This window comes from Streptomyces durocortorensis, from assembly GCF_016901035.1.
In the GTDB taxonomy this organism is placed as follows: domain Bacteria; phylum Actinomycetota; class Actinomycetes; order Streptomycetales; family Streptomycetaceae; genus Streptomyces; species Streptomyces durocortorensis.
The window spans coordinates 1-19,529 of sequence record NZ_JAFEUF010000139.1 but is presented as its reverse complement, the minus strand read 5'-3'; the positions used below and the strand labels follow the sequence as shown (position 1 = coordinate 19,529).

Sequence of the window (19,529 nt, the reverse complement as noted above, 5' to 3'; positions counted from 1 at the left end):
GGCGGGCGGGGGGGGCGGGGGGCGCGCGGGGGGGGGGGGCGTTCAGGCCGTGCGAGCGCAGGTAGCCGACGGGGTCCATGTCGGAGCCGTAGTCGGGGCTGGTGCGGGCCTCGAAGTGCAGGTGCGGGCCGGTGGAGTTGCCGGTGGAGCCGGAGAGCCCGATCTGCTGGCCGGAGGAGACGCTCTGGCCGACGGAGACGCCGATCGAGGAGAGGTGGCCGTACTGGGTGTACGTGCCGTCCGCCATCCGGAGCACGATGTTGTTGCCGTACGCGCCGCCCCAGCCGGCCTCGACGACCGTGCCGGCGCCGACCGCGACGACGGAACTGCCGGAGGCGGCCTGGAAGTCCACGCCGGAGTGGCTGCCGGAGGACCAGAGGGAGCCGCCGGTGTTGTAGCCGGTGGTGACGTGGGAGCCGGCGACGGGGAGGTGGAAGGCGTTCAGCCGGGCGCGCTCGGCGGCGCGGGCGGCACGGGCCTTCTCCTCACGGACCTCCTTGGCGCGGGCCTCGGCCTTCCGCTCGGCCTCGGCCTTCGCCTTGGCCTTGGCGGCCTTCTCGCGGGCCTCCGCGGCGGCCTTGGCCTTCGCCTTCGCGACCGCCTCGGCCTGCTGCTTCTGGGCGTGGGCCTGGGCGTCGATCTGCTCGGCGAGAGTGGCGTCGAGGGAGATGGCCTGGGTGAGGCCGGTGTCGGCGACCTTGACTGCCTCGGTGTCCGCGGCGAGGGCCGGGGAGGACAGCGAGCCGATGACTCCGGTGGTGGCCAGGGCCGCGATGCCGGCGACGTGGGCGCTTCGGCGCGTGAGGCGGCTCGGGGCACGGTGCTTCCCGGTGGCACGGGTGAACGCCATGGAGGGGCTGGTTCCTTTCCTTCCTTCTCGCCTACCGGGTTAGCTGACGGGTTCGGAGCAGGAAGGTCTCCTACGGATCCCCGCGCCGGTTCGCGGCACGGGCCTCCGATTCACCCCAGGGACTGCGTGGGTCCCCGGCTCCCCAGGCTCGCGCCTGACGGGGACTCGGCGATGACTGCCCGGCGCCGCGGGTGCGGCATACGGGTGACGGACAGCCGAGCCGACGCTAGGCGGGGCGACTTCCCCGCACCAAACGGACAAGGGGATTTGTCGCGCATCCCACAGGGCAGACAGGCAACCTCTCCCACAAAGAGGGCTAAGTTCACCAAACGGGCAAAAGCGCAGGACCCCGACGAAATTCCTTTCGTCGGGGTCCTGTTCACGGCAGCGGTCGCGCGGCAGTGGTCGCTCGGTGGCGGCCGTGCTCCGCGGCGGCGTCAGCCGGTGACGACGGACATCTCTCCGATGCCGAGGGCCTTCACCGGCTCCTCGATCTGCGCGGCGTCCCCCACGAGGACCGTGACCAGCCGGTCCACCGGGAAGGCGTTGACCACGGCGGCGGTCGCCTCCACGGTGCCGGTCTCGGCGAGCCGGGCGTAGAGGTGGGCCTGGTAGTCGTCGGGAAGGTGCTGCTCGACCTGGTCGGCCAGCGTGCTCGCGACGGAGGCGGCGGTCTCGAACTTCAGCGGGGCGACGCCCACCAGGTTCTGCACGGCCGTCTCGCGCTCGGCGTCGGTCAGCCCCTCGGCGGCCAGCGTCCGCAGGACCTTCCAGAGGTCGTCCAGGGCCGGTCCGGTGGACTCGGTGTCCACCGAGCCGCTGATCGCGAGCATCGCCGCGCCGCCCGAGTCCGGGCCGGAGGAGCGCAGCACCTGGGCGAAGGCGCGCACCCCGTAGGTGTAGCCCTTCTCCTCGCGCAGCACCCGGTCCAGCCGGGAGGTGAGGGTGCCGCCCAGGCAGTACGTGCCGAGCACCTGGGCGGGCCACACGCGCTCGTGGCGGTCGGCGCCGATCCGGCCGATCAGCAGCTGGGTCTGGACCGCGCCGGGGCGGTCCACGATGACCACGCGGCCGGTGTCGTCCGCCGTGATGGGCGGCACCGGGCGGGCCTGGGCGGTGTTGCCCGACCAGTCGCCGAGGGTCTCCGCCAGGAGCGCGTCCAGGTCGATGTCGGTCAGGTCGCCGACGATCACGGCCGTCGCGGTGGACGGCCGGATGTGGGCGTCGAAGAAGGCGCGCACGGCGGCCGCGTCGATCCGCCGGACCGTCTCCTCCGTGCCCAGGCGCGGGCGGGACATCCGGGCGGTGGCCGGGAACAGCTCCTTGGAGAGCTGCTTGGCGGCGCGCCGGGACGGGTTGGCGTGCTCGTGCGGGATCTCGTCGAGGCGGTTGCCCACCAGGCGCTCGATCTCGCTCTCGGTGAAGGCGGGTGCCCGCAGCGCCTCGGCGACCAGACCGAGCGCCTTGGCCAGCCGGGAGGCCGGGACCTCCAGGGAGACCCGGACGCCGGGGTGGTCGGCGTGCGCGTCGAGCGTGGCGCCGCAGCGCTCCAGCTCGGCGGCGAACTCCTCGGCGCTGCGCTTGTCGGTGCCCTCGGAGAGCGCCCGCGACATGATCGTGGCCACGCCGTCCAGGCCCTCGGGCTCGGCCTCCAGCGGCGCGTCCAGGAAGATCTCCACGGCGACGACCTGCTGGCCGGGGCGGTGGCAGCGCAGCACGGTCAGCCCGTTGGGCAGGGCGCCGCGCTCGGGCGCCGGGAAGGCCCAGGGGCGGGCCGTGCCGGCGGTGGGCTGCGGGTGGAACTCCATGGCTACTCCAGTCACGGCGGCGTCGCTCACTTGTCCGCCCCCTCGGGCGCGTCAGTGGCCTCTTCGGCGTCCTCGTCCGCCTCGTCGGCCGGCTCGATGGGCTCGTACACCAGCACCGCCCGGTTGTCGGGGCGCAGGGCCGCCTCGGCCGCCGCGCGCACCTCCTCCGCGGTGACGTCCAGGACGCGGCCGACGGCGCTCAGCGCGAGCTGCGGGTCGCCGAACAGGACCGCGTAACGGCACAGTTCGTCGGCGCGGCCGGCGACCGTGCCGAGCCGGTCGAGCCACTCGCGCTCCAACTGCGCCTGGGCCCGCTCCATTTCCTCGGGGGTGGGCCCCTCGGCGGCGAACCGGGCCAGCTCCTCGTCGACGGCGGCCTCGATCGTCTCGACCTCGACACCGCCGGAGGTCTTCACGTCCAGCCAGCCCAGCGAGGGCGCCCCGGCGAGCCGCAGCAGCCCGAAGCCCGCCGCCACCGCCGTACGGTCGCGACGGACCAGGCGGTTGTGCAGCCGGGAGGACTCGCCGCCGCCGAGCACGGTGAGCGCCAGGTCGGCGGCGTCGCACGCGCGGGTGCCGTCGTGCGGGAGCCGGTAGGCGGCCATCAGGGCGCGCGCCGGGACCTCCTCGTGGACCACTTCGCGCAGCTGCTCGCCGATGATCTCGGGCAGCGTCCCGTCGCGCGGCGGCTGCTTGCCGTCGTGGGAGGGGATGGAGCCGAAGTACTTCTCGATCCAGGCGAGGGTCTGCTCGGGGTCGATGTCGCCGACCACCGAGATCACCGCGTTGTTGGGCGCGTAGTACGTACGGAAGAACGCGCGGGCGTCCTCCAGCGTGGCTGCGTCCAGGTCGGCCATGGAGCCGATCGGGGTGTGGTGGTAGGGGTGGCCCTCGGGGTAGGAGAGGGCGGTCAGCTTCTCGAACGCAGTGCCGTAGGGCACGTTGTCGTAGCGCTGGCGGCGTTCGTTCTTGACGACGTCGCGCTGGTTCTCCATGGACTCCTCGTCGAGCGCGGCGAGGAGGGAGCCCATCCGGTCGGCTTCCAGCCAGAGCGCCAGCTCCACCTGGTGGGTGGGCATGGTCTCGAAGTAGTTGGTCCGCTCGAAGCTGGTCGTCCCGTTGAGCGAGCCGCCGGCCCCCTGGACGAGCTCGAAGTGACCGTTCCCCTTGACCTGGCCCGAGCCCTGGAACATCAGGTGCTCGAAGAGGTGAGCCAGACCGGTGCGTCCCTTGACCTCGTGGCGCGAGCCGACGTCGTACCAGAGGCAGACCGCGGCGACCGGGGTCAGATGGTCCTCGGAGAGCACCACACGCAGGCCGTTGGCCAGGCGGTGCTCGGTCGCTGTCAAGCCGCCGGAGCCGGCCTGTGCGGTGGCCGTGTGACCCATGGGCATGTACGTCCCTTCGATCGCGATACTGGACTTCCTGACCGGTGCTTCCTGCCAGACCTGCCACTCTAAGCAAGCGCACCGGCACCTGGCGAAGTTCCCGTTCGGCGGATGTTTCCGTCGATGGTGTCGCGGACGCCGTCGCGGGCGTGCCACCCGGGCGGCTTCGGACCGGGCTGCTGACGGGGCTTCGGACTAGGCTCGGACGGGTCGAGGTCGGCGTTGTCAGTGCGGCGGTCCACAATGGACCGCGTCAGCAGCTCGTGTTGTCCCGAACAAGCTCAGGTCGCCCGAACAGAATCCGTGAAGGAGTCGCAGCCGCGATGGCCCGCCGTAGCACGAAGACCCCGCCGCCGGACGACTTCGAGGAGAAGATCCTCGACATCGACGTCGTCGACGAAATGCAGGGCTCCTTCCTCGAGTACGCGTACTCGGTGATCTACTCCAGGGCCCTGCCCGACGCCCGCGACGGCATGAAGCCGGTGCACCGCCGCATCGTGTCCCAGATGAACGAGATGGGACTGCGCCCCGACCGCGGCTATGTGAAGTGCGCCCGGGTCGTCGGCGAGGTCATGGGAAAGCTGCACCCCCACGGTGACGCGTCGATCTACGACGCCCTGGTGCGGATGGCGCAGCCGTTCTCGATGCGGCTTCCTCTGGTCGACGGCCACGGCAACTTCGGCTCCCTCGGCAACGACGACCCGCCGGCCGCCATGCGGTACACCGAGTGCCGGATGGCGGATGCCACGTCGTTGATGACGGAGGCGATCGACGAGGACACCGTCGACTTCCAGTCGAACTACGACGGCCAGGAGCGCGAGCCGGTCGTCCTCCCCGCCGCCTACCCCAACCTCCTGGTCAACGGGGTCTCCGGGATCGCCGTGGGCATGGCCACCAACATGCCTCCGCACAATCTGGGCGAGGTCATCGCCGCCGCCCGGCACCTGATCAAGCACCCGGGCGCCGACGTCGAGACGCTGATGCGGTTCGTGCCCGGTCCCGACCTGCCCACCGGCGGCCGCATCGTCGGGCTGAACGGCATCAAGGACGCGTACACGGCGGGCCGCGGCACGTTCAAGATCCGCGCCACCGTCGCCGTGGAGGACGTGACGGCGCGCCGCAAGGGCCTCGTCGTCACCGAACTGCCCTTCACCGTCGGCCCGGAGAAGGTGATCGCCAAGATCAAGGACCTGGTCTCGGCGAAGAAGCTCCAGGGCATCGCCGACGTCAAGGACCTCACCGACCGGGCGCACGGCCTGCGTCTGGTCATCGAGGTGAAGAACGGCTTCGTGCCGGAAGCGGTGCTGGAGCAGCTCTACAAGCTGACGCCGATGGAGGAGTCCTTCGGCATCAACAACGTGGCGCTGGTCGACGGCCAGCCGCTCACCCTGGGCCTCAAGGAGCTGCTGGAGGTCTATCTCGACCACCGCTTCGAGGTGGTGCGCCGGCGCAGCGAGTTCCGCCGCACCAAGCGCCGCGACCGGCTGCACCTGGTCGAGGGTCTGATCGTCGCGCTCCTCGACATCGACGAGGTCATCCGGATCATCCGGGACAGCGACAACTCCGCGCAGGCGAAGGAGCGCCTGATGGCGCACTTCTCGCTGAGCGAGATCCAGACGCAGTACATCCTGGACACCCCGCTGCGCCGCCTCACCCGCTTCGACCGGATCGAGCTGGAGAGCGAGCGCGACAAGCTGAACGGCGAGATCGAGGCGCTGACCGCGATCCTGGAGTCGGACGCGGAGCTGCGCAAGCTGGTCTCCTCGGAGCTGGCCGCGGTGGCGAAGAAGTTCGGCACGGACCGGCGCACGGTGCTGCTGGAGTCGGCCGGTTCGCAGATCGCGTCCGTGCCGCTGGAGGTGGCGGACGACCCGTGCCGGGTGCTGCTCTCCTCGACGGGCCTGCTGGCGCGCACGGCGAACGCGGAGCCGGTCGAGATCTCCGAGGACGCCCGGCGGACCAAGCACGACGTGATCGTGTCGGCGGTGGCGGCGACGGCCCGCGGCGACGTCGGGGCGGTGACCTCCACGGGCCGGCTGCTGCGGCTCTCGGTGATCGACCTGCCGCAACTGCCGGACACGCACGCGGAGCCGAATCTCTCGGGCGGGGCCCAGATCTCCGAGTTCCTCAGCCTGGAGGCGGACGAGGAGCTGATCTGCCTCACGACGCTCGACGAGGCCTCGCCGGGGCTCGCGATCGGCACCCTCCAGGGCGTGGTGAAGCGCGTCGTGCCGGACTACCCGGCCAACAAGGACGAGTTGGAGGTCATCACCCTGAAGGACGGTGACCGCATCGTGGGCGCGACCGAGCTGCGGACGGGCGAGGAGGACCTGGTGTTCATCACCTCCGACGCCCAGTTGCTCCGCTATCCGGCGGCGTCGGTGCGCCCGCAGGGCCGCCCCGCCGGAGGCATGGCGGGCGTCAAGCTGGCGGCCGGGGCCGAAGTGCTGTCGTTCACGGCGGTGGACCCGGCGGCCGAGGCGATCGTCTTCACGGTGGCCGGCTCGCACGGCACGCTGGACGACTCGGTGCTGACGTCCAAGCTCACCCCGTTCGACCAGTATCCGCGCAAGGGCCGGGCGACCGGCGGAGTGCGCTGCCAGCGGTTCCTGAAGGGCGAGGACGTCCTGGTGTTCGCCTGGGCGGGCCCCACCCCGGCCCGCGCCGCGCAGCAGAACGGCACCCCGGCGAAGCTGCCGGAGCCGGACCCGAGGCGGGACGGTTCGGGCACGCCGCTGCTGGAGAAGGTGGCCGTGATCGCGGGACCGCCGCTGTACTGACCGCTGCCGTACGGCGGACGCCGTTTCGTACGGTGGGGAGCGGCCGGGGAGGGACGACCTCTCCTCGGCCGCTTGCCGGTTACGCCTCCGCGGCCGCTTCCTGTACGTCCACGAGGTCCGCCTCCTGCTGTACGTACCGGAGCACGCCCCACATGGCACGTTCGATGTCCGGGGCGTCGGGCCCCGGCTCCGCGCGGCAGGCGGCGAGTCCGGCCGACAGGGCGTCGGCGTCGATACCCGCGCCGATCATGACCAGCTGGGTGCGGCGCTGCTCGTCGCGCGCCCACGGCCGGGGGACGAAGCGCAGGAACCGGCCCACCGCGTGTAGCGCGTAGGTGTTGTCCCGGTCCCCCGCGCCGAAGTCGACGAACCCCTTGATGCGATAGAGGCCTTCGGGCCGGGAGTCGAGGAACGCCATGAAGCGGCGTGGGTCCATCGGCACGTCGGCGGTGAAGTCGACGCTCTCGTACGCCGCGTGGAGATGGTCGCTGTGCCCGTGCCCGTCGCACCCCTCGTGCTCGTCGCACCCCTCCCCCCGCAGCAGGTCCTCGAAGCTCAGCTGCCCCGCCATCTCCTCGTGGTCCGGCCGCAGCGCGGGATCGAAGAGCAGCTCGGGGTCGATCCGGCCGTGCACGGAGGAGATCACGGCGGCGGGGCTGCTCAGCTTCACGACCGTCTCCCGCAGCCGTTCCCGCTCGGCGTCCCCGACCCGGTCGGTCTTGTTGAGGACGACGAGGTCCGCGACGGCCAGGTGGCGGTCCAGCTCCGGGTGCCGCTGACGGGTGCCGTCGAACTCCGCCGCGTCGACGACCTCGACGAGACCGCCGTACAGGATGTGCGGGTTGTCGCTGGCCAGCAGCATGCGGACGAGTTCCTGGGGTTCGGCGAGCCCGCTCGCCTCGATGACGATCACGTCCAGCCGGGCGGACGGCCGGGTCAGCGTCTCCAGGAAGGTGTCGAGTTCGCTCGCGTCGACGGCGCAGCACAGGCAGCCGTTGCCCAGCGAGACCGTCGAGCCGACCTGCCCCGAGACGGTCATGGCGTCGATCTCGATGGCCCCGAAGTCGTTGACGATCACACCGATCCGGGTGCCCGCCCGGTTGCGGAGCAGATGGTTCAGGAGCGTGGTCTTGCCGGAGCCGAGGAAACCCGCCAGGACGACGACCGGGATCTGCGGGGTACGGGGCGGGGTCAACGGGAGCCTTCCTGGGGGGCGTCGTCAGGGTGCCGGGACCGGCTGCGGCGGGGGTGCGCCGACGTAGCGGGCCGCCGGGCGGATGATCTTCGAGTCCTCCGCCTGCTCCAGGATATTGGCGCTCCAGCCGACCACCCGCGCCGCACAGAAGGTGGGGGTGAACATCGCGCGCGGCAGCCCGCACAGCTCCATGACCACTCCGGCGTAGAACTCCACGTTGGTGTGCAGCTCCCGGCCCGGCTTGAGCTCGGCGAGGATCGCCTCGACCTGCGCCTCCACCTCCACGGCGAAGTCGACGAGCGGGCCGCCGAAGCCCTGGGCGATCGACTTGAGCATCCGGGAGCGCGGGTCCTCGGTGCGGTAGACGGGGTGGCCGAAGCCCATGATGCGGCGGCCGGCGAGGACCTGTTCGCGGATCCAGCCGTCGATGCGGTCCGGGGTGCCGATGGCGTCCAGGGTGTCCAGGGCCCGGCTGGGGGCTCCGCCGTGCAGCGGTCCGGAGAGCGCGCCGACCGCCGCCACCAGGCAGGCGGCCAGGTCGGCTCCGGTGGAGGCGACGACGCGGGCGGTGAAGGTGGAGGCGTTGAAGCCGTGGTCGACGGTCGAGATGAGGTACTGCTCGATCGCCCGGACCTTCTCGGGCTCCGGCTCCGCCCCGGTCAGCATGTACAGGTAGTTCGCGGCGTGGGGCAGGTCCTCGCGGGGTTCGACCGGTTCCTGGCCCTGGCCGAGCCGGTGGAGGGCGGTCAGGATCGTCGGCACGGCCGCGCAGACGGCCAGCGCGTCCTCGCGCCGTCGCCCGGCGTCGATGTCGTACACCGGGCGGAAGCCGGCCGAGGCGCCGAGCAGGGAGAGCGCGGTGCGCAGTCCGGCGAGCGGGCCGGAGACGGCGCTCGCCCGGGCGATGGCCGGGAGGGCCTCGGTCACGTGGGCGGGGAGCGCGCGCAGGCTCGCCGTACGGGCCACGAAGTCGGCGGCGGCGGCCCGGTCGGGCAGCTCCCCGTGGAACATCAGGTACCAGACGTCCTCGAAGCCGCGGGTCCGCGCCAGCTCGATCGCCGAGAACTGGCGGTAGTGGTAGAAGCCTTCGCGGCCGCGGACGTCGCCGAGGGCGGTGTCGGTGACGACGACGCCGGCGAGGCCGCGGGGGACGGGGGCGACAGGGGTGGTGGTCATGGCTGCTCTCTCCTCCGTGCACGCAACCGTGCATGCGACATTGATTTGACTGTCCATGCTTGACTTAAGATCTGTCAACGTTGATTGAATCAATGTTTATGCGAAGTAGATACGGTGGTTCTATGACGGATCAACCAGAGCCCGACCGGCACGACGCGCCGCGGCTGACCACCCGGCAGGCCGCCGAGCTGCTCGGCGTGAAGCCGGAGACGGTGTACGCCTACGTCAGCCGGGGCCAGCTGATCAGCGCGCGGGCCGCCGGGGGGCGGGGCAGCACGTTCGACGCGGAGGAGGTCCGGGCGCTGGCGCGGCGTTCGGGGCGACGGGATCCAGCCCCGGCCGGAGGCGACCTCGCCTTCCGCACCGGCATCACGCTCATCGAGGGCGACCGCTGCTACTTCCGCGGGGTCGACGCGACGGAGCTGGCCCGCCGGTACGACTACGAGGAGGTCGCCGAGTGGCTGTGGACGGGCGAGCCGCGGCCCGGCGCCCGGTTCACCGCGTCCGCCGGGACTCTCGCGGCGGCCCGCAGGACGGTCGACGCGCTGCCCGCGCACAGCGGGTCGACGGACCGGCTGCGGGTGGCGGTGACCGCTGCCGCCGCCACGGACCCGCTGCGGTTCGACCTGTCGTCGGAAGCGGTGCTGAGCAGCGCCCGGAACTTGATCCCGACGCTGGTGGGCGCCCTGCCGACGCTGGGAGAACCGGAAGGCGACGGGGGTTCGCTGGCGGCGGAGCTGTGGTCGCGGCTCACCGCGGAGCCGGCCGACGCCCCGTCCCTCGCCGTGCTGGACGCGGCCCTGGCGCTCCTGATCGACCACGACCTGGCGGCCTCCACCCTGGCCGCCCGGGTCGCCGCCTCCGCGCGGGCCCACCCGTACGCCGTGGTGTCGGCGGGACTCGGGGTGCTGGAGGGGCCGCTGCACGGTGCGGCGAGCGGCCTGGCGCACCGGATGCTCCGGGAGGCGGTGGACCGGGGCAGCGCGGTTCCCGTGGTCGCCGATCATCTGCGGACCGGGCGGCGGGTGCCGGGCCTGGGCCACCGGATCTACCAGGGCGAGGACCCCCGGGCGACGGTCCTGTTCGAGCTGTTGGCCAAGGTGCCGCAGGCGGCCGGTGCGCTCGCGGTGGCCCGTGAGGTGGTGGCCACGACGGCACGGCACGCGCCGCTGCACGCCAACATCGACCTGGCCCTGGCCGTCCTGTCCGTCTCCCGGGGGATGCCGGCCGACGCGGGCGAGACCGTGTTCGCGGTGTCCCGTACGGCGGGCTGGATCGCGCACGCGCTGGAGGAGTACGGCGAGCGCCCGCTCCGCATCCGGCCGAGCGGGCAGTACGCGGGGCCCCGGCCACCGCAGCCGCTGCCCTGACCGGACCCGACTCCGGTTCTCCTGCTCCCAGGCTCCAGGTCTTCAGGTCCGGACCAAGGACGCCGGGGAGCGCAAATTAGCTACGGATCACAGGGAATTCTCGCGCGGCGGCTGGGCGGTCGACCCGCGCACCACCAGCTCCGGCTCGAAGAGCAGCTCGTCCGAGGGCACGGCCCGCCCGCCGATCTGCACCGAGAGCAGCTCCACGGCCGCGCGCCCCATGGCCTCGATGGGCTGGCGGACGGTGGTCAGGGGCGGCTCGGTGCAGTTCATGAAGGCCGAGTCGTCGTAGCCGACGACCGACACGTCACCGGGCACCGAGAGCCCCCGGCGGCGGGCGGCGCGCACGGCGCCCAGCGCGAGCGGGTCGCTGGCGCAGATGATGCCGGTGACACCCCGCTCCAGCAGCCGCATCGCGGCGGCCTGCCCGCCCTCCAGCGAGAACATGGCCCGGGCCACCCACTCCTCGGGGATGCTCGTGCCGGTCTCCTCGGCGAGCACCCGGGCGGCGGCGAGCTTGCGCTGCGAGGGCACGTGGTCGGACGGGCCGAGGACGAGTCCGATGCGCTCGTGGCCGAGCGAGACGAGGTGGCGCCAGGCCTGCTCGACGGCGACGGAGTCGTCGCAGGAGACGCCCGGGAAGCCGAGGTGTTCGATGGCCGCGTTGATGAGCACGACGGGGATCTTGCGGTCGGCGAGCACCTTGTAGTGGTCGTGCGGGGCGTCGGCCTGGTGGTAGAGGCCGCCCGCGAAGACGACGCCGGAAACCTGCTGCTGGAGCAGCAGCTCGACGTAGTCGGCCTCGGAGACGCCGCCCTTGGTCTGGGTGCAGAGCACCGGGGTCAGCCCCTGCTGGGCGAGCGCGCCGCCGACCACTTCGGCGAAGGCCGGGAAGATCGGGTTCTGCAGCTCGGGCAGGACCAGCCCGACCAGCCGGGCCCGCTCGCCGCGCAGCTGGGTCGGCCGCTCGTAGCCGAGGACGTCCAGCGCGGAGAGGACGGCCTGCCTGGTGGCGTCGGAGACGCCCGGCTTGCCGTTCAGCACCCGGCTGACCGTCGCCTCGCTGACTCCCACCTTCTGGGCCACTTGAGCAAGTCGTCGCGTCATGAGCGCAAGATTAGCGCAAGAAGTGCAAGAAGATTGCGTTGCGGGTGAACTCCCCCGGAACGCACACCGACACAGCCGGAACGCTCACAGACGCAGCGCCGAGAGGCAAGGGGTACGCACGGCGGAGGCCCCGAGGCCCGGAGGCCCAGACGCACGGCTCCGCGCGGCCGAATTTCCGCCCCGGCCCCCCGCCCCTTACCGTCTTTACGATGAACGCCCCACCGACCCCCGGCCGGGGACCGCGCCGGTTCGGCTGGCCCCAGCGGGTCTTCTCCCAGGTCCTGCTGATGCAGCTGGCCATCATCACCGGTGTGACGATCCTGGTGACCGGCCTCTTCCTGGCCCCCCTCAGCGACCAGCTGGACGACCAGGCGATGCGCCGCGCCCTGGCCATCGCCCAGTCCACCGCCGCCGACCCGGACATCGTGGAGAACCTGAGCAGCACGGACCCGTCGGACCGGGGCCCGGTCCAGTCGGCCGCCGAGCGGGTCAGGCGGGCGACCGGCGCGGAGTACGTCGTCGTCATGAACCAACGCGGGGTGCGCTGGTCGCACCCCGACACCCACCGGATCGGCGCGATCGTCTCCACCGACCCCGGTGAGGCGCTGCACGGCCGTGAGGTTATGGAGATCGACAGCGGCACCCTCGGCCGTTCGGCGCGGGGCAAGGTGCCGCTGTACGGCCCGTCCGGCGAGGTGATCGGCGCGGTGTCGGTGGGCATCGCCTACGACAGCGTCCGCGCCCGGCTCCTCGCGGCGATCCCGGGGCTGCTCGCGTACGCGGGAGGGGCCCTGGCCGTCGGGGCGCTCGCCGCGTACCTGATCTCCCGGAGGCTGCAACGCCAGACCCACGACCTGGCGTTCTCCGACATCTCCGCGCTGCTGACCGAACGCGAGGCCATGCTGCACGGCATCCGCGAAGGGGTCGTCGCCCTCGACGGGGCCGGCCGCGTCCGGCTGCTGAACGACGAGGCGCAACGGCTGCTCGGCCTGGGTCCGGAGGCGGCGGGCCGGCCGCTGGATGAGGTGCTGGGCGACGGCCGGACCACGGACGTGCTGGCAGGGCGGGTGGTCGGCGACGACCTGCTGGCGGTACGGGGCAACCGGGTGCTGCTGGCCAACCGGATGCCCACGGACGACGGCGGAGCCGTGGTGACCCTGCGCGACCGGACCGAGCTGGAGCACCTCGGCCGCGAGCTGGATTCCACCACGGGGCTGATCGACGCCCTGCGCGCCCAGGACCACGAGCACGCCAACCGGCTGCACACCCTGCTGGGGCTGCTGGAGCTGGAGATGCACGAGGACGCGATGGAGTTCGTGACGGAGGTGGTGGGCGTCCACCGGGCGACGGCCGAGCAGCTCACCGAGAAGGTCCAGGACCCGCTGCTGGCGGCCCTCCTCGTCGGCAAGACGACGGTGGCGGCCGAACGCGGTGTGTCGCTGAGGCCGGCCCCGGGAACCCTTCTGCCGGACCGGGTGATCGATCCCCGGGGCCTGGTGACCGTGGTGGGCAACCTCGTCGACAACGCCACGGACGCGGCGGCCGGATCGGACGGGGCGCGGATCGAGGTCGGGCTGCGCACCGAGGGCCGTACGGTGGTCCTGGAGGTGCGCGACAGCGGCCCCGGCGTCCCGCAGGACCAGCACGCGTCGATCTTCACGGAGGGCTGGTCCACCAAGGACCTCCCCGCGCACGGCAAACGCGGCCTCGGGCTCGCCCTCGTACGGAGGCTCGCGGAGCGCCAGGGAGGCAGTGTGACGGTGTCCGGGGCGGACGGCGGCGGCGCGGTGTTCACGGTCGTCCTGCCGGAGGCGCTGGCAGAGCCGGGGCCCGAGGCCGGGGCCATGACCGGGCCCGCCACGGGCTCCCCGGCCGGTACGCCGCGTTCCACTCATCCGGCCACGACGGGAGAGCAGCGGTGATCCAGGTCCTGATCGTGGACGACGACGTCCGGGTGGCGCAGATCAACGCGGCGTACGTCGCCAAGGTCCCCGGCTTCCACGTGGCCGCGCAGGCCCACTCGGCGGCCGGGGCGCTGGCGACCGTCGAGGAGGTACCGGTGGACCTGGTCCTGCTGGACCACTACCTGCCCGACCGCAACGGCCTCGCCGTCGTACGGGAACTGCGCCGCCTCGGCCGACAGGTGGACGTGATCATGGTGACGGCCGCCCGGGACGTCGCGACCGTGCAGGACGCGATGCGGCACGGTGCGCTCCAGTACCTGGTGAAGCCGTTCACGTACGCCGGTCTGCGCTCGAAGCTGGAGGCGTACGCGGCGCTGCGGCAGACGCTCGACGGGGGCGGGGAGGCCGAGCAGGCGGAGGTGGACCGGCTCTTCGGCGCGCTCTGGGCGGCCGACGAGCCGGCCCTCCCCAAGGGCCACTCCCCCACCACCGCCGAACTCGTCCGGGGAGCCCTGCGCGGCGCCGAGGGCCCGCTCTCGGCCCAGGAGATCGCGGACAGCGCGGGGATGAGCCGACAGACGGCCCAGCGCTATCTGAAGCTGCTGGAACGGACCGGCAAGGTCCGGCTGACCCTGCGGTACGGGGAGACGGGCCGCCCGGAACACCGTTACGCCTGGGCCGCGGGCTGAGCCCACGGCCCGGGCCCCTTCACGCCCTACGCCGCCCCGGCCCCCGTCAGCGCCCGGACCTCGGCCTCGGCGTGCCTGGCCTCGTCGGGCGGCTCGGGCGAGATGACCGTACCGATCCAGCCGGCCAGGAAGCCGAGCGGGATCGAGACCAGGCCCGGGTTCTCCAGCGGGAAGAGCTGGAAGTCGACGCCGGGGAACAGGGACGTGGGGCTGCCCGAGACGACGGGTGAGACCAGCACCAGGACGACCGCCGGGATCAGCCCGCCGTACACCGCCCAGACCGCGCCCCGGGTGGTGAAGTTGCGCCAGAACAGCGAGTAGAGCAGGGCCGGGAGGTTCGCGGAGGCGGCCACGGCGAAGGCGAGTCCCACCAGGAAGGCGACGTTGAGGTCCTGGGCGAGCAGCCCGAGGCCGATCGCGACCGCGCCGATCCCGGCGGCGGCGGTACGCGCCACGGCGACCTCGCTGCGCTTCTTGCGCCCGGGGCGGCGGAGCGAGGCGTAGAGGTCGTGGGCGACCGAGGCCGACGAGGCGAGCGTGATGCCCGCGACGACGGCCAGGATCGTGGCGAAGGCGATGGCGGCGACCACGGCGAAGAGAATCGTTCCACCGGTGGAGCCCTCGCCGCCGCCCAGATCGAGGGCCAGCAGCGGGATCGCGGTGTTGCCCGCCGCGTTCGACGCACGGACCTCGGCGGAGCCGACGAGCGCGGCGGCGCCGAATCCGAGCACGATCGTCATCAGGTAGAAGCTGCCGATCAGGCCGATGGACCAGACGACCGAGCGGCGCGCGGCTCGGGCCGTGGGCACGGTGTAGAAGCGCGACAGGATGTGCGGCAGCCCCGCCGTACCGAGGACCAGGGCCACGCCCAGGCTGATGAAGTCGAAGCGTGAGGTCCAGTCGCCTCCGTAGCGCAGGCCGGGGGCGAGGAAGTCCTTGCCGTGGCCGCTGCGTTCGGCGGCGGCGTTGAGCAGGTTGTTGACGTTGCCGTGGAAGTGGACCAGGACGAGCACGGTGAGCGCGACGGCTCCGGCCATCAGCAGGACGGCCTTGACGATCTGGATCCAGGTGGTGGCGCGCATACCGCCGAAGGACACGTAGATCACCATCAGCGCGCCGACGCCGACGACGGTCCAGGACCGGGCCGCGTCGCTCGTACCACCGAGCAGCAGGGCCACCAGGCTGCCCGCGCCGACCATCTGGGCGACCAGGTAGAGCACGGAGACGGTGACGGACGAGGTGCCGACGGCGGTACGCACCGGGCGCTCCGCCATCCGCGCGGCGACCACGTCGGCCAGCGTGAACCGTCCGCAGTTGCGGACGAGTTCGGCGACGAGCAGCAGGACGACCAGCCAGGCGACGAGGAAGCCGACCGAGTAGAGCATGCCGTCGTAGCCGAAGAGGGCGATCAGCCCGGAGATGCCGAGGAAGGAGGCCGCCGACATGTAGTCGCCGGCGATGGCGAATCCGTTCTCCATGGGCGAGAACAGGCGTCCGCCGGCGTAGAACTCCTCGGCGGAGCCCTGCCGGTTGCGGCCGACCCAGGTGGTGATGAAGAGCGTCACCGCGATGAACGCGCTGAACAGCAGCAGGGCGAGGGTCTGGTGGTCTCCTTTCACCGTCCGAGCCCTCTCGTCATCTCCTGGGTGTCCCAGCGCAGATCGAGCGCAGCCCGGTCCCTGCGCAGCCGCGCGTGCCGTGCGTACGCCCAGGTGAGCAGGAACGTGGTGAGGAACTGGCCGAGCCCGGCCACCATCGCGACGTTGACCGCTCCGGCGACCGGGCGGGCCATCAGCTCGGGGGCGGTGGTCGCGGCGACGACGTAGGCGAGATACCAGAGCAGGAAGGCGAGGGCGGCGGGGGCCACGAAGCGGCGGTAGCGGCGGCGCACTTCGCGGAAGGCGGCGCTGCGGTGCACTTCGAGATAGATGTCGGCCGCGCTGGGCGCGGGGTCCGGCGCCGCCGCACCGGACGCGTCGTGGGTCGCGGCGCCTCCCGTACCGTCCTGGTCGTACCGGCCGGGGGCCGGCACGTCGTCCCACGGGTCGTCGAGCCGCACTCCCGCGGTCTCCGGCCCTGCTTCCTTCTCCACCGAACAACTCCCCTGATCCACCGACCTTTTCGGCCGCACGGCCAACCATGGGCGGTTCGGGAGGATTCCGGGCGCGTCATTCGCCCGACTTCACCCCTTCAGGTGACAGAAGTCCCGGACGGCTGCGCGCTTCCACGACGAGGCCCTGGGAAACGCACGCGGCCCCCGCTCCGGCGAGACGGGAGCGGGGGCCGTGCGACGGGACCTTGGGGTCAGGCGTCGATGCGCGAGCGGTCCAGGGTGGCGGCGGAGCTGGTGATGAACTCCTTGCGGGGCGCGACCTCGTTGCCCATCAGCAGGTCGAAGACCTGCTCGGAGGATTCCAGGTCGCCGATGTTGATGCGCCGCAGCGTGCGGTGGCGCGGGTCCATCGTCGTCTCGGCCAACTGGTCGGCGTCCATCTCACCGAGTCCCTTGTAGCGCTGGATCGATTCCTTGATCCGGACGTTCTTGCGCTGGAACTCCAGGAGGGTCTGGCGCAGTTCGCTGTCGGAGTAGGTGTAGACGTACTTGTCCTGGCCCTTCTTGGGCTGGACCAGCTCGATCCGGTGCAGCGGGGGCACCGCGGCGAAGACCCGTCCGGCCTCGACCATCGGGCGCATGTAGCGCTGGAAGAGGGTCAGCAGGAGGGTGCGGATGTGGGAGCCGTCGACGTCGGCGTCGGTCATCATGATGACCTTGCCGTAGCGGGCGGCGTCGATGTCGAAGGTCCGCCCGGAACCGGCTCCTATGACCTGGATGATCGCGCCGCACTCGGCGTTCTTCAGCATGTCGGAAACGGACGACTTCTGGACGTTGAGGATCTTGCCGCGGATCGGCAGCAGCGCCTGGAACTCGCTGTTCCGGGCCAGCTTCGCGGTACCGAGCGCCGAGTCGCCCTCGACGATGAACAGTTCGCTGCGCTCCACGTCGTCGCTGCGGCAGTCGGCGAGCTTGGCGGGCAGCGAGGAGGACTCCAGCGCGGTCTTGCGGCGCTGGGCGTCCTTGTGCTGGCGGGCCGCGATCCGGGTGCGGGCGGCGGCCACGGCCTTCTCCAGCACCGCCCTGGCCTGCGCCTTGGCGTCCCGCTTCGTCGAGGTCAGGAAGGCCTTCAGCTCCTTGGCGACCACCCCGGCGACGATCCGGTTGGCCGCCGAGGTGCCGAGCACCTCCTTGGTCTGCCCCTCGAACTGCGGCTCGGCGAGCCGCACGGTGACCACGGCCGTGAGGCCTTCGAGGGCGTCGTCCTTGACCACGTCGTCCTCGGCGACCCGCAGCATCTTGGCGGAGCGGAGCGCCTCGTTCACCGTCCGGGTCAGGGAGCGCTCGAAGCCGGTGACGTGGGTGCCGCCCTTGGGGGTGGCGATGATGTTCACGAACGACCGTACGGTCGTGTCGTAGCCGGTGCCCCAGCGCAGGGCGATGTCGACGGCGAGCTCGCGGGTGACCTCGGTGGCGGTCATGTGGCCGCGGTCGTCGAGGACGGGCACGGTCTCCTTGAAGGTGCCCGTGCCGCTGAGGCGCTGGACGTCGCAGACGGCCTTGTCCTGGGCCAGGTACTCGCAGAACTCGCTGATGCCGCCGTCGAAGCGGAAGGTCTCCTCGGTCTTGCCCTCGCCGTCCAGCCCCCGCTCGTCGCGGACGATGATCGTGAGGCCGGGCACGAGGAAGGCCGTCTGGCGGGCCCGCTGGTAGAGCGTGTCCAGGTTGAGCTTGGCGTCCTTGAGGAAGATCTGCCGGTCCGCCCAGTACCGCACCCGGGTACCGGTACGGGTCTTGGGGACGCGCTTGCCCTTGCGCAGGCCGTTCGCCGGGTCGAAGGGGCTGTCCGGCCCCTGCTCGGTGAACATGCCGGGGACGCCGCGCCGGAAGCTGATGGAGTGGGTCGCACTGCTGCGGTCGACCTCGACGTCCAGGCGGGCGGAGAGGGCGTTGACGACGGAGGCGCCGACTCCGTGGAGGCCACCCGAGGCCGCGTAGGAGCCGCCGCCGAACTTACCGCCGGCGTGCAGCTTGGTCATGACGACCTCGATGCCGGAGAGCCCCGTCTTGGGCTCGACGTCGACCGGGATGCCGCGGCCGTTGTCCCGGACCTCGACGGAGGCGTCGTCGTGGAGGATGACCTCGATCTGGTCGCAGTAGCCGCCGAGGGCCTCGTCGACGGAGTTGTCGATGATCTCCCAGAGGCAGTGCATCAGGCCGCGGCTGTCGGTGGACCCGATGTACATGCCGGGGCGCTTGCGGACCGCCTCAAGACCTTCGAGGACGAGGAGGTGCCGCGCGGTGTAGTTGGAGCTGTCCCGGTCGCCGCCTGCTGCGGCCAGCATCGCGGTGGACGGCACGGACGTTTCGGCGGTCACGCGGTTCGCTCCTCGCTGAATTTCATCTGGGGCACCCGTGGGTATCGGGCTGGGCTTCGGTTGCCGCTGAGAGCCTACAGAGGCCTGGTAGAGCGGTTGTAACGCCACCCTCGGGGAATCCTCATGCTAGTCGAGCCTCATCCGGGCTCGCATGGATGTTCGATCATTCGTTGGAGTGACGCGCACATCACGTTCCCTTCGACGCATGAACCATTTAGGCTCCGGGCACGTCCTCATGAACAAACCGGCAAGCCGGCCGGCGGGACACACCCCCTAAGACAAGCAATGCGAAACCGTAGCGCTCCGCATACGGCACATTCGCCGCCAACCGGCAACAGACGGCCACACCGAGAAGAAGTTTCGAAGAAAAGCCACGAGCGGGAACGTTTTCGGCCTGGTTGGATGTTGACCCTGGTACGACAGCTCGTCGAGCTAGAGAAGAGGCGACGTGACTACTGTTCTGACCCCCGCGAGCCCGCTGACCGCAGCAGACCGCTGTGACCGTTGCGGCGCCCAGGCATATCTGCGCGTCGTCCTGATCAGCGGCGGTGAACTGCTCTTCTGCGCCCACCACGGACGCAAGTTCGAGCCGGAACTCAAGAAGATCGCCGCGGAAATACAGGATGAGACGGATCGGCTCACCGCCGTACAGACGGCTGCTGCCGACGAGGACCAACACTGACACCTCGCATCCACGACGAGCCAGGGGCCGGTCCAGGACCGGCCGCGGGGGGGGGGGCCCCCCCCCCCCCCCCAGCCCGGGGCCTGGCGCGACCGGCCCCGATCACCTTCACCTGACTCACTTCACCTTCCGTAGGGGAGAACACCATG

General features: G+C 71.6%; 14 protein-coding genes and 1 riboswitch. Of the genes, 5 read left to right on the top strand and 9 right to left on the bottom strand.

From position 1 onward, the window contains the following. The 3 genes from JS521_RS23305 to JS521_RS23295 form a co-directional block, all read right to left on the bottom strand. Nucleotides 1–850: M23 family metallopeptidase (locus JS521_RS23305; protein ID WP_205084893.1), on the bottom strand; the 850-nt coding region annotated here is incomplete at its 3' end. 14 nt (nucleotides 851–864) lie between these two features. Then, nucleotides 865–1,031: riboswitch (cyclic di-AMP (ydaO/yuaA leader) on the bottom strand. Nucleotides 1,032–1,287: 256 nt separating this feature from the next. After that, complete coding sequence (locus JS521_RS23300) at nucleotides 1,288–2,658, bottom strand: M16 family metallopeptidase (protein ID WP_205084896.1); 1,371 nt, start codon at nucleotides 2,656–2,658, stop codon at nucleotides 1,288–1,290. A gap of 26 nt (nucleotides 2,659–2,684) precedes the next feature. Continuing rightward, a complete protein-coding gene (locus JS521_RS23295; protein ID WP_205084895.1) occupies nucleotides 2,685–4,046 on the bottom strand; it encodes a M16 family metallopeptidase in 1,362 nt (453 codons plus the stop codon). 323 nt (nucleotides 4,047–4,369) lie between these two features. Between JS521_RS23295 and JS521_RS23290 the strand changes: the two genes are divergently transcribed. Next, a complete protein-coding gene (locus JS521_RS23290) occupies nucleotides 4,370–6,826 on the top strand; it encodes a DNA gyrase/topoisomerase IV subunit A (RefSeq protein WP_205084892.1) in 2,457 nt (818 codons plus the stop codon). A gap of 79 nt (nucleotides 6,827–6,905) precedes the next feature. Here the strand turns inward: JS521_RS23290 and JS521_RS23285 are convergent, their stop codons facing one another. Together JS521_RS23285 and JS521_RS23280 are read right to left on the bottom strand one after the other, a co-directional pair. Further along, nucleotides 6,906–8,021, bottom strand: coding sequence for a CobW family GTP-binding protein (locus tag JS521_RS23285; protein ID WP_205084891.1), 1,116 nt, complete (start codon nucleotides 8,019–8,021; stop codon nucleotides 6,906–6,908). 24 nt (nucleotides 8,022–8,045) lie between these two features. Next, nucleotides 8,046–9,197: a citrate synthase/methylcitrate synthase gene (locus tag JS521_RS23280; RefSeq protein ID WP_205084890.1), complete on the bottom strand. Its 1,152-nt coding sequence runs from the start codon at nucleotides 9,195–9,197 to the stop codon at nucleotides 8,046–8,048. A 122-nt stretch (nucleotides 9,198–9,319) separates the two neighbouring features. Between JS521_RS23280 and JS521_RS23275 the strand changes: the two genes are divergently transcribed. Beyond that, entirely contained in the window at nucleotides 9,320–10,567 is a 1,248-nt protein-coding gene (locus JS521_RS23275; RefSeq protein WP_205084889.1) for a citrate synthase, read from the top strand. Between the two features lie 87 nt (nucleotides 10,568–10,654). Here the strand turns inward: JS521_RS23275 and JS521_RS23270 are convergent, their stop codons facing one another. After that, entirely contained in the window at nucleotides 10,655–11,674 is a 1,020-nt protein-coding gene (locus JS521_RS23270; protein ID WP_205084888.1) for a LacI family DNA-binding transcriptional regulator, read from the bottom strand. A gap of 209 nt (nucleotides 11,675–11,883) precedes the next feature. Here JS521_RS23270 and JS521_RS23265 point away from each other — a divergent pair, with 209 nt between their 5' ends. Both JS521_RS23265 and JS521_RS23260 read left to right on the top strand, forming a co-directional pair. Beyond that, nucleotides 11,884–13,596 carry an ATP-binding protein gene (locus tag JS521_RS23265; protein ID WP_205084887.1) on the top strand — a complete coding sequence of 571 codons (1,713 nt, stop codon included), beginning with the start codon at nucleotides 11,884–11,886 and terminating at the stop codon, nucleotides 13,594–13,596. Beyond that, nucleotides 13,593–14,267, top strand: a complete 675-nt coding sequence (locus tag JS521_RS23260; RefSeq protein WP_205084886.1) for a response regulator — start codon at nucleotides 13,593–13,595, stop codon at nucleotides 14,265–14,267. Before JS521_RS23265 ends, JS521_RS23260 begins: the two co-directional genes overlap by 4 nt. 26 nt (nucleotides 14,268–14,293) lie before the next feature. On the opposite strand, the gene JS521_RS23255 is transcribed toward JS521_RS23260, so the two are convergent. The 3 genes from JS521_RS23255 to JS521_RS23245 all read right to left on the bottom strand — a co-directional run bounded on the left by JS521_RS23255 (nucleotide 14,294) and on the right by JS521_RS23245 (nucleotide 18,698). After that, on the bottom strand, nucleotides 14,294–15,886 hold the full coding sequence (locus JS521_RS23255; RefSeq protein ID WP_205084885.1) for a monocarboxylic acid transporter: 1,593 nt from the start codon (nucleotides 15,884–15,886) through the stop codon (nucleotides 14,294–14,296). Beyond that, entirely contained in the window at nucleotides 15,883–16,326 is a 444-nt protein-coding gene (locus JS521_RS23250) for a DUF485 domain-containing protein (RefSeq protein WP_205084894.1), read from the bottom strand. Before JS521_RS23250 ends, JS521_RS23255 begins: the two co-directional genes overlap by 4 nt. 245 nt (nucleotides 16,327–16,571) lie before the next feature. Beyond that, the gene (locus tag JS521_RS23245) at nucleotides 16,572–18,698 is read right to left on the bottom strand and encodes a DNA gyrase/topoisomerase IV subunit B (protein WP_205084884.1); all 2,127 of its coding nucleotides are present in this window, start codon (nucleotides 18,696–18,698) and stop codon (nucleotides 16,572–16,574) included. 448 nt (nucleotides 18,699–19,146) lie between these two features. On the opposite strand from JS521_RS23245, the gene JS521_RS23240 reads away from it, so the two are divergent. Beyond that, entirely contained in the window at nucleotides 19,147–19,380 is a 234-nt protein-coding gene (locus JS521_RS23240) for a DUF7455 domain-containing protein (protein WP_006128079.1), read from the top strand. Nucleotides 19,381–19,529: the final 149 nt, after the last annotated feature.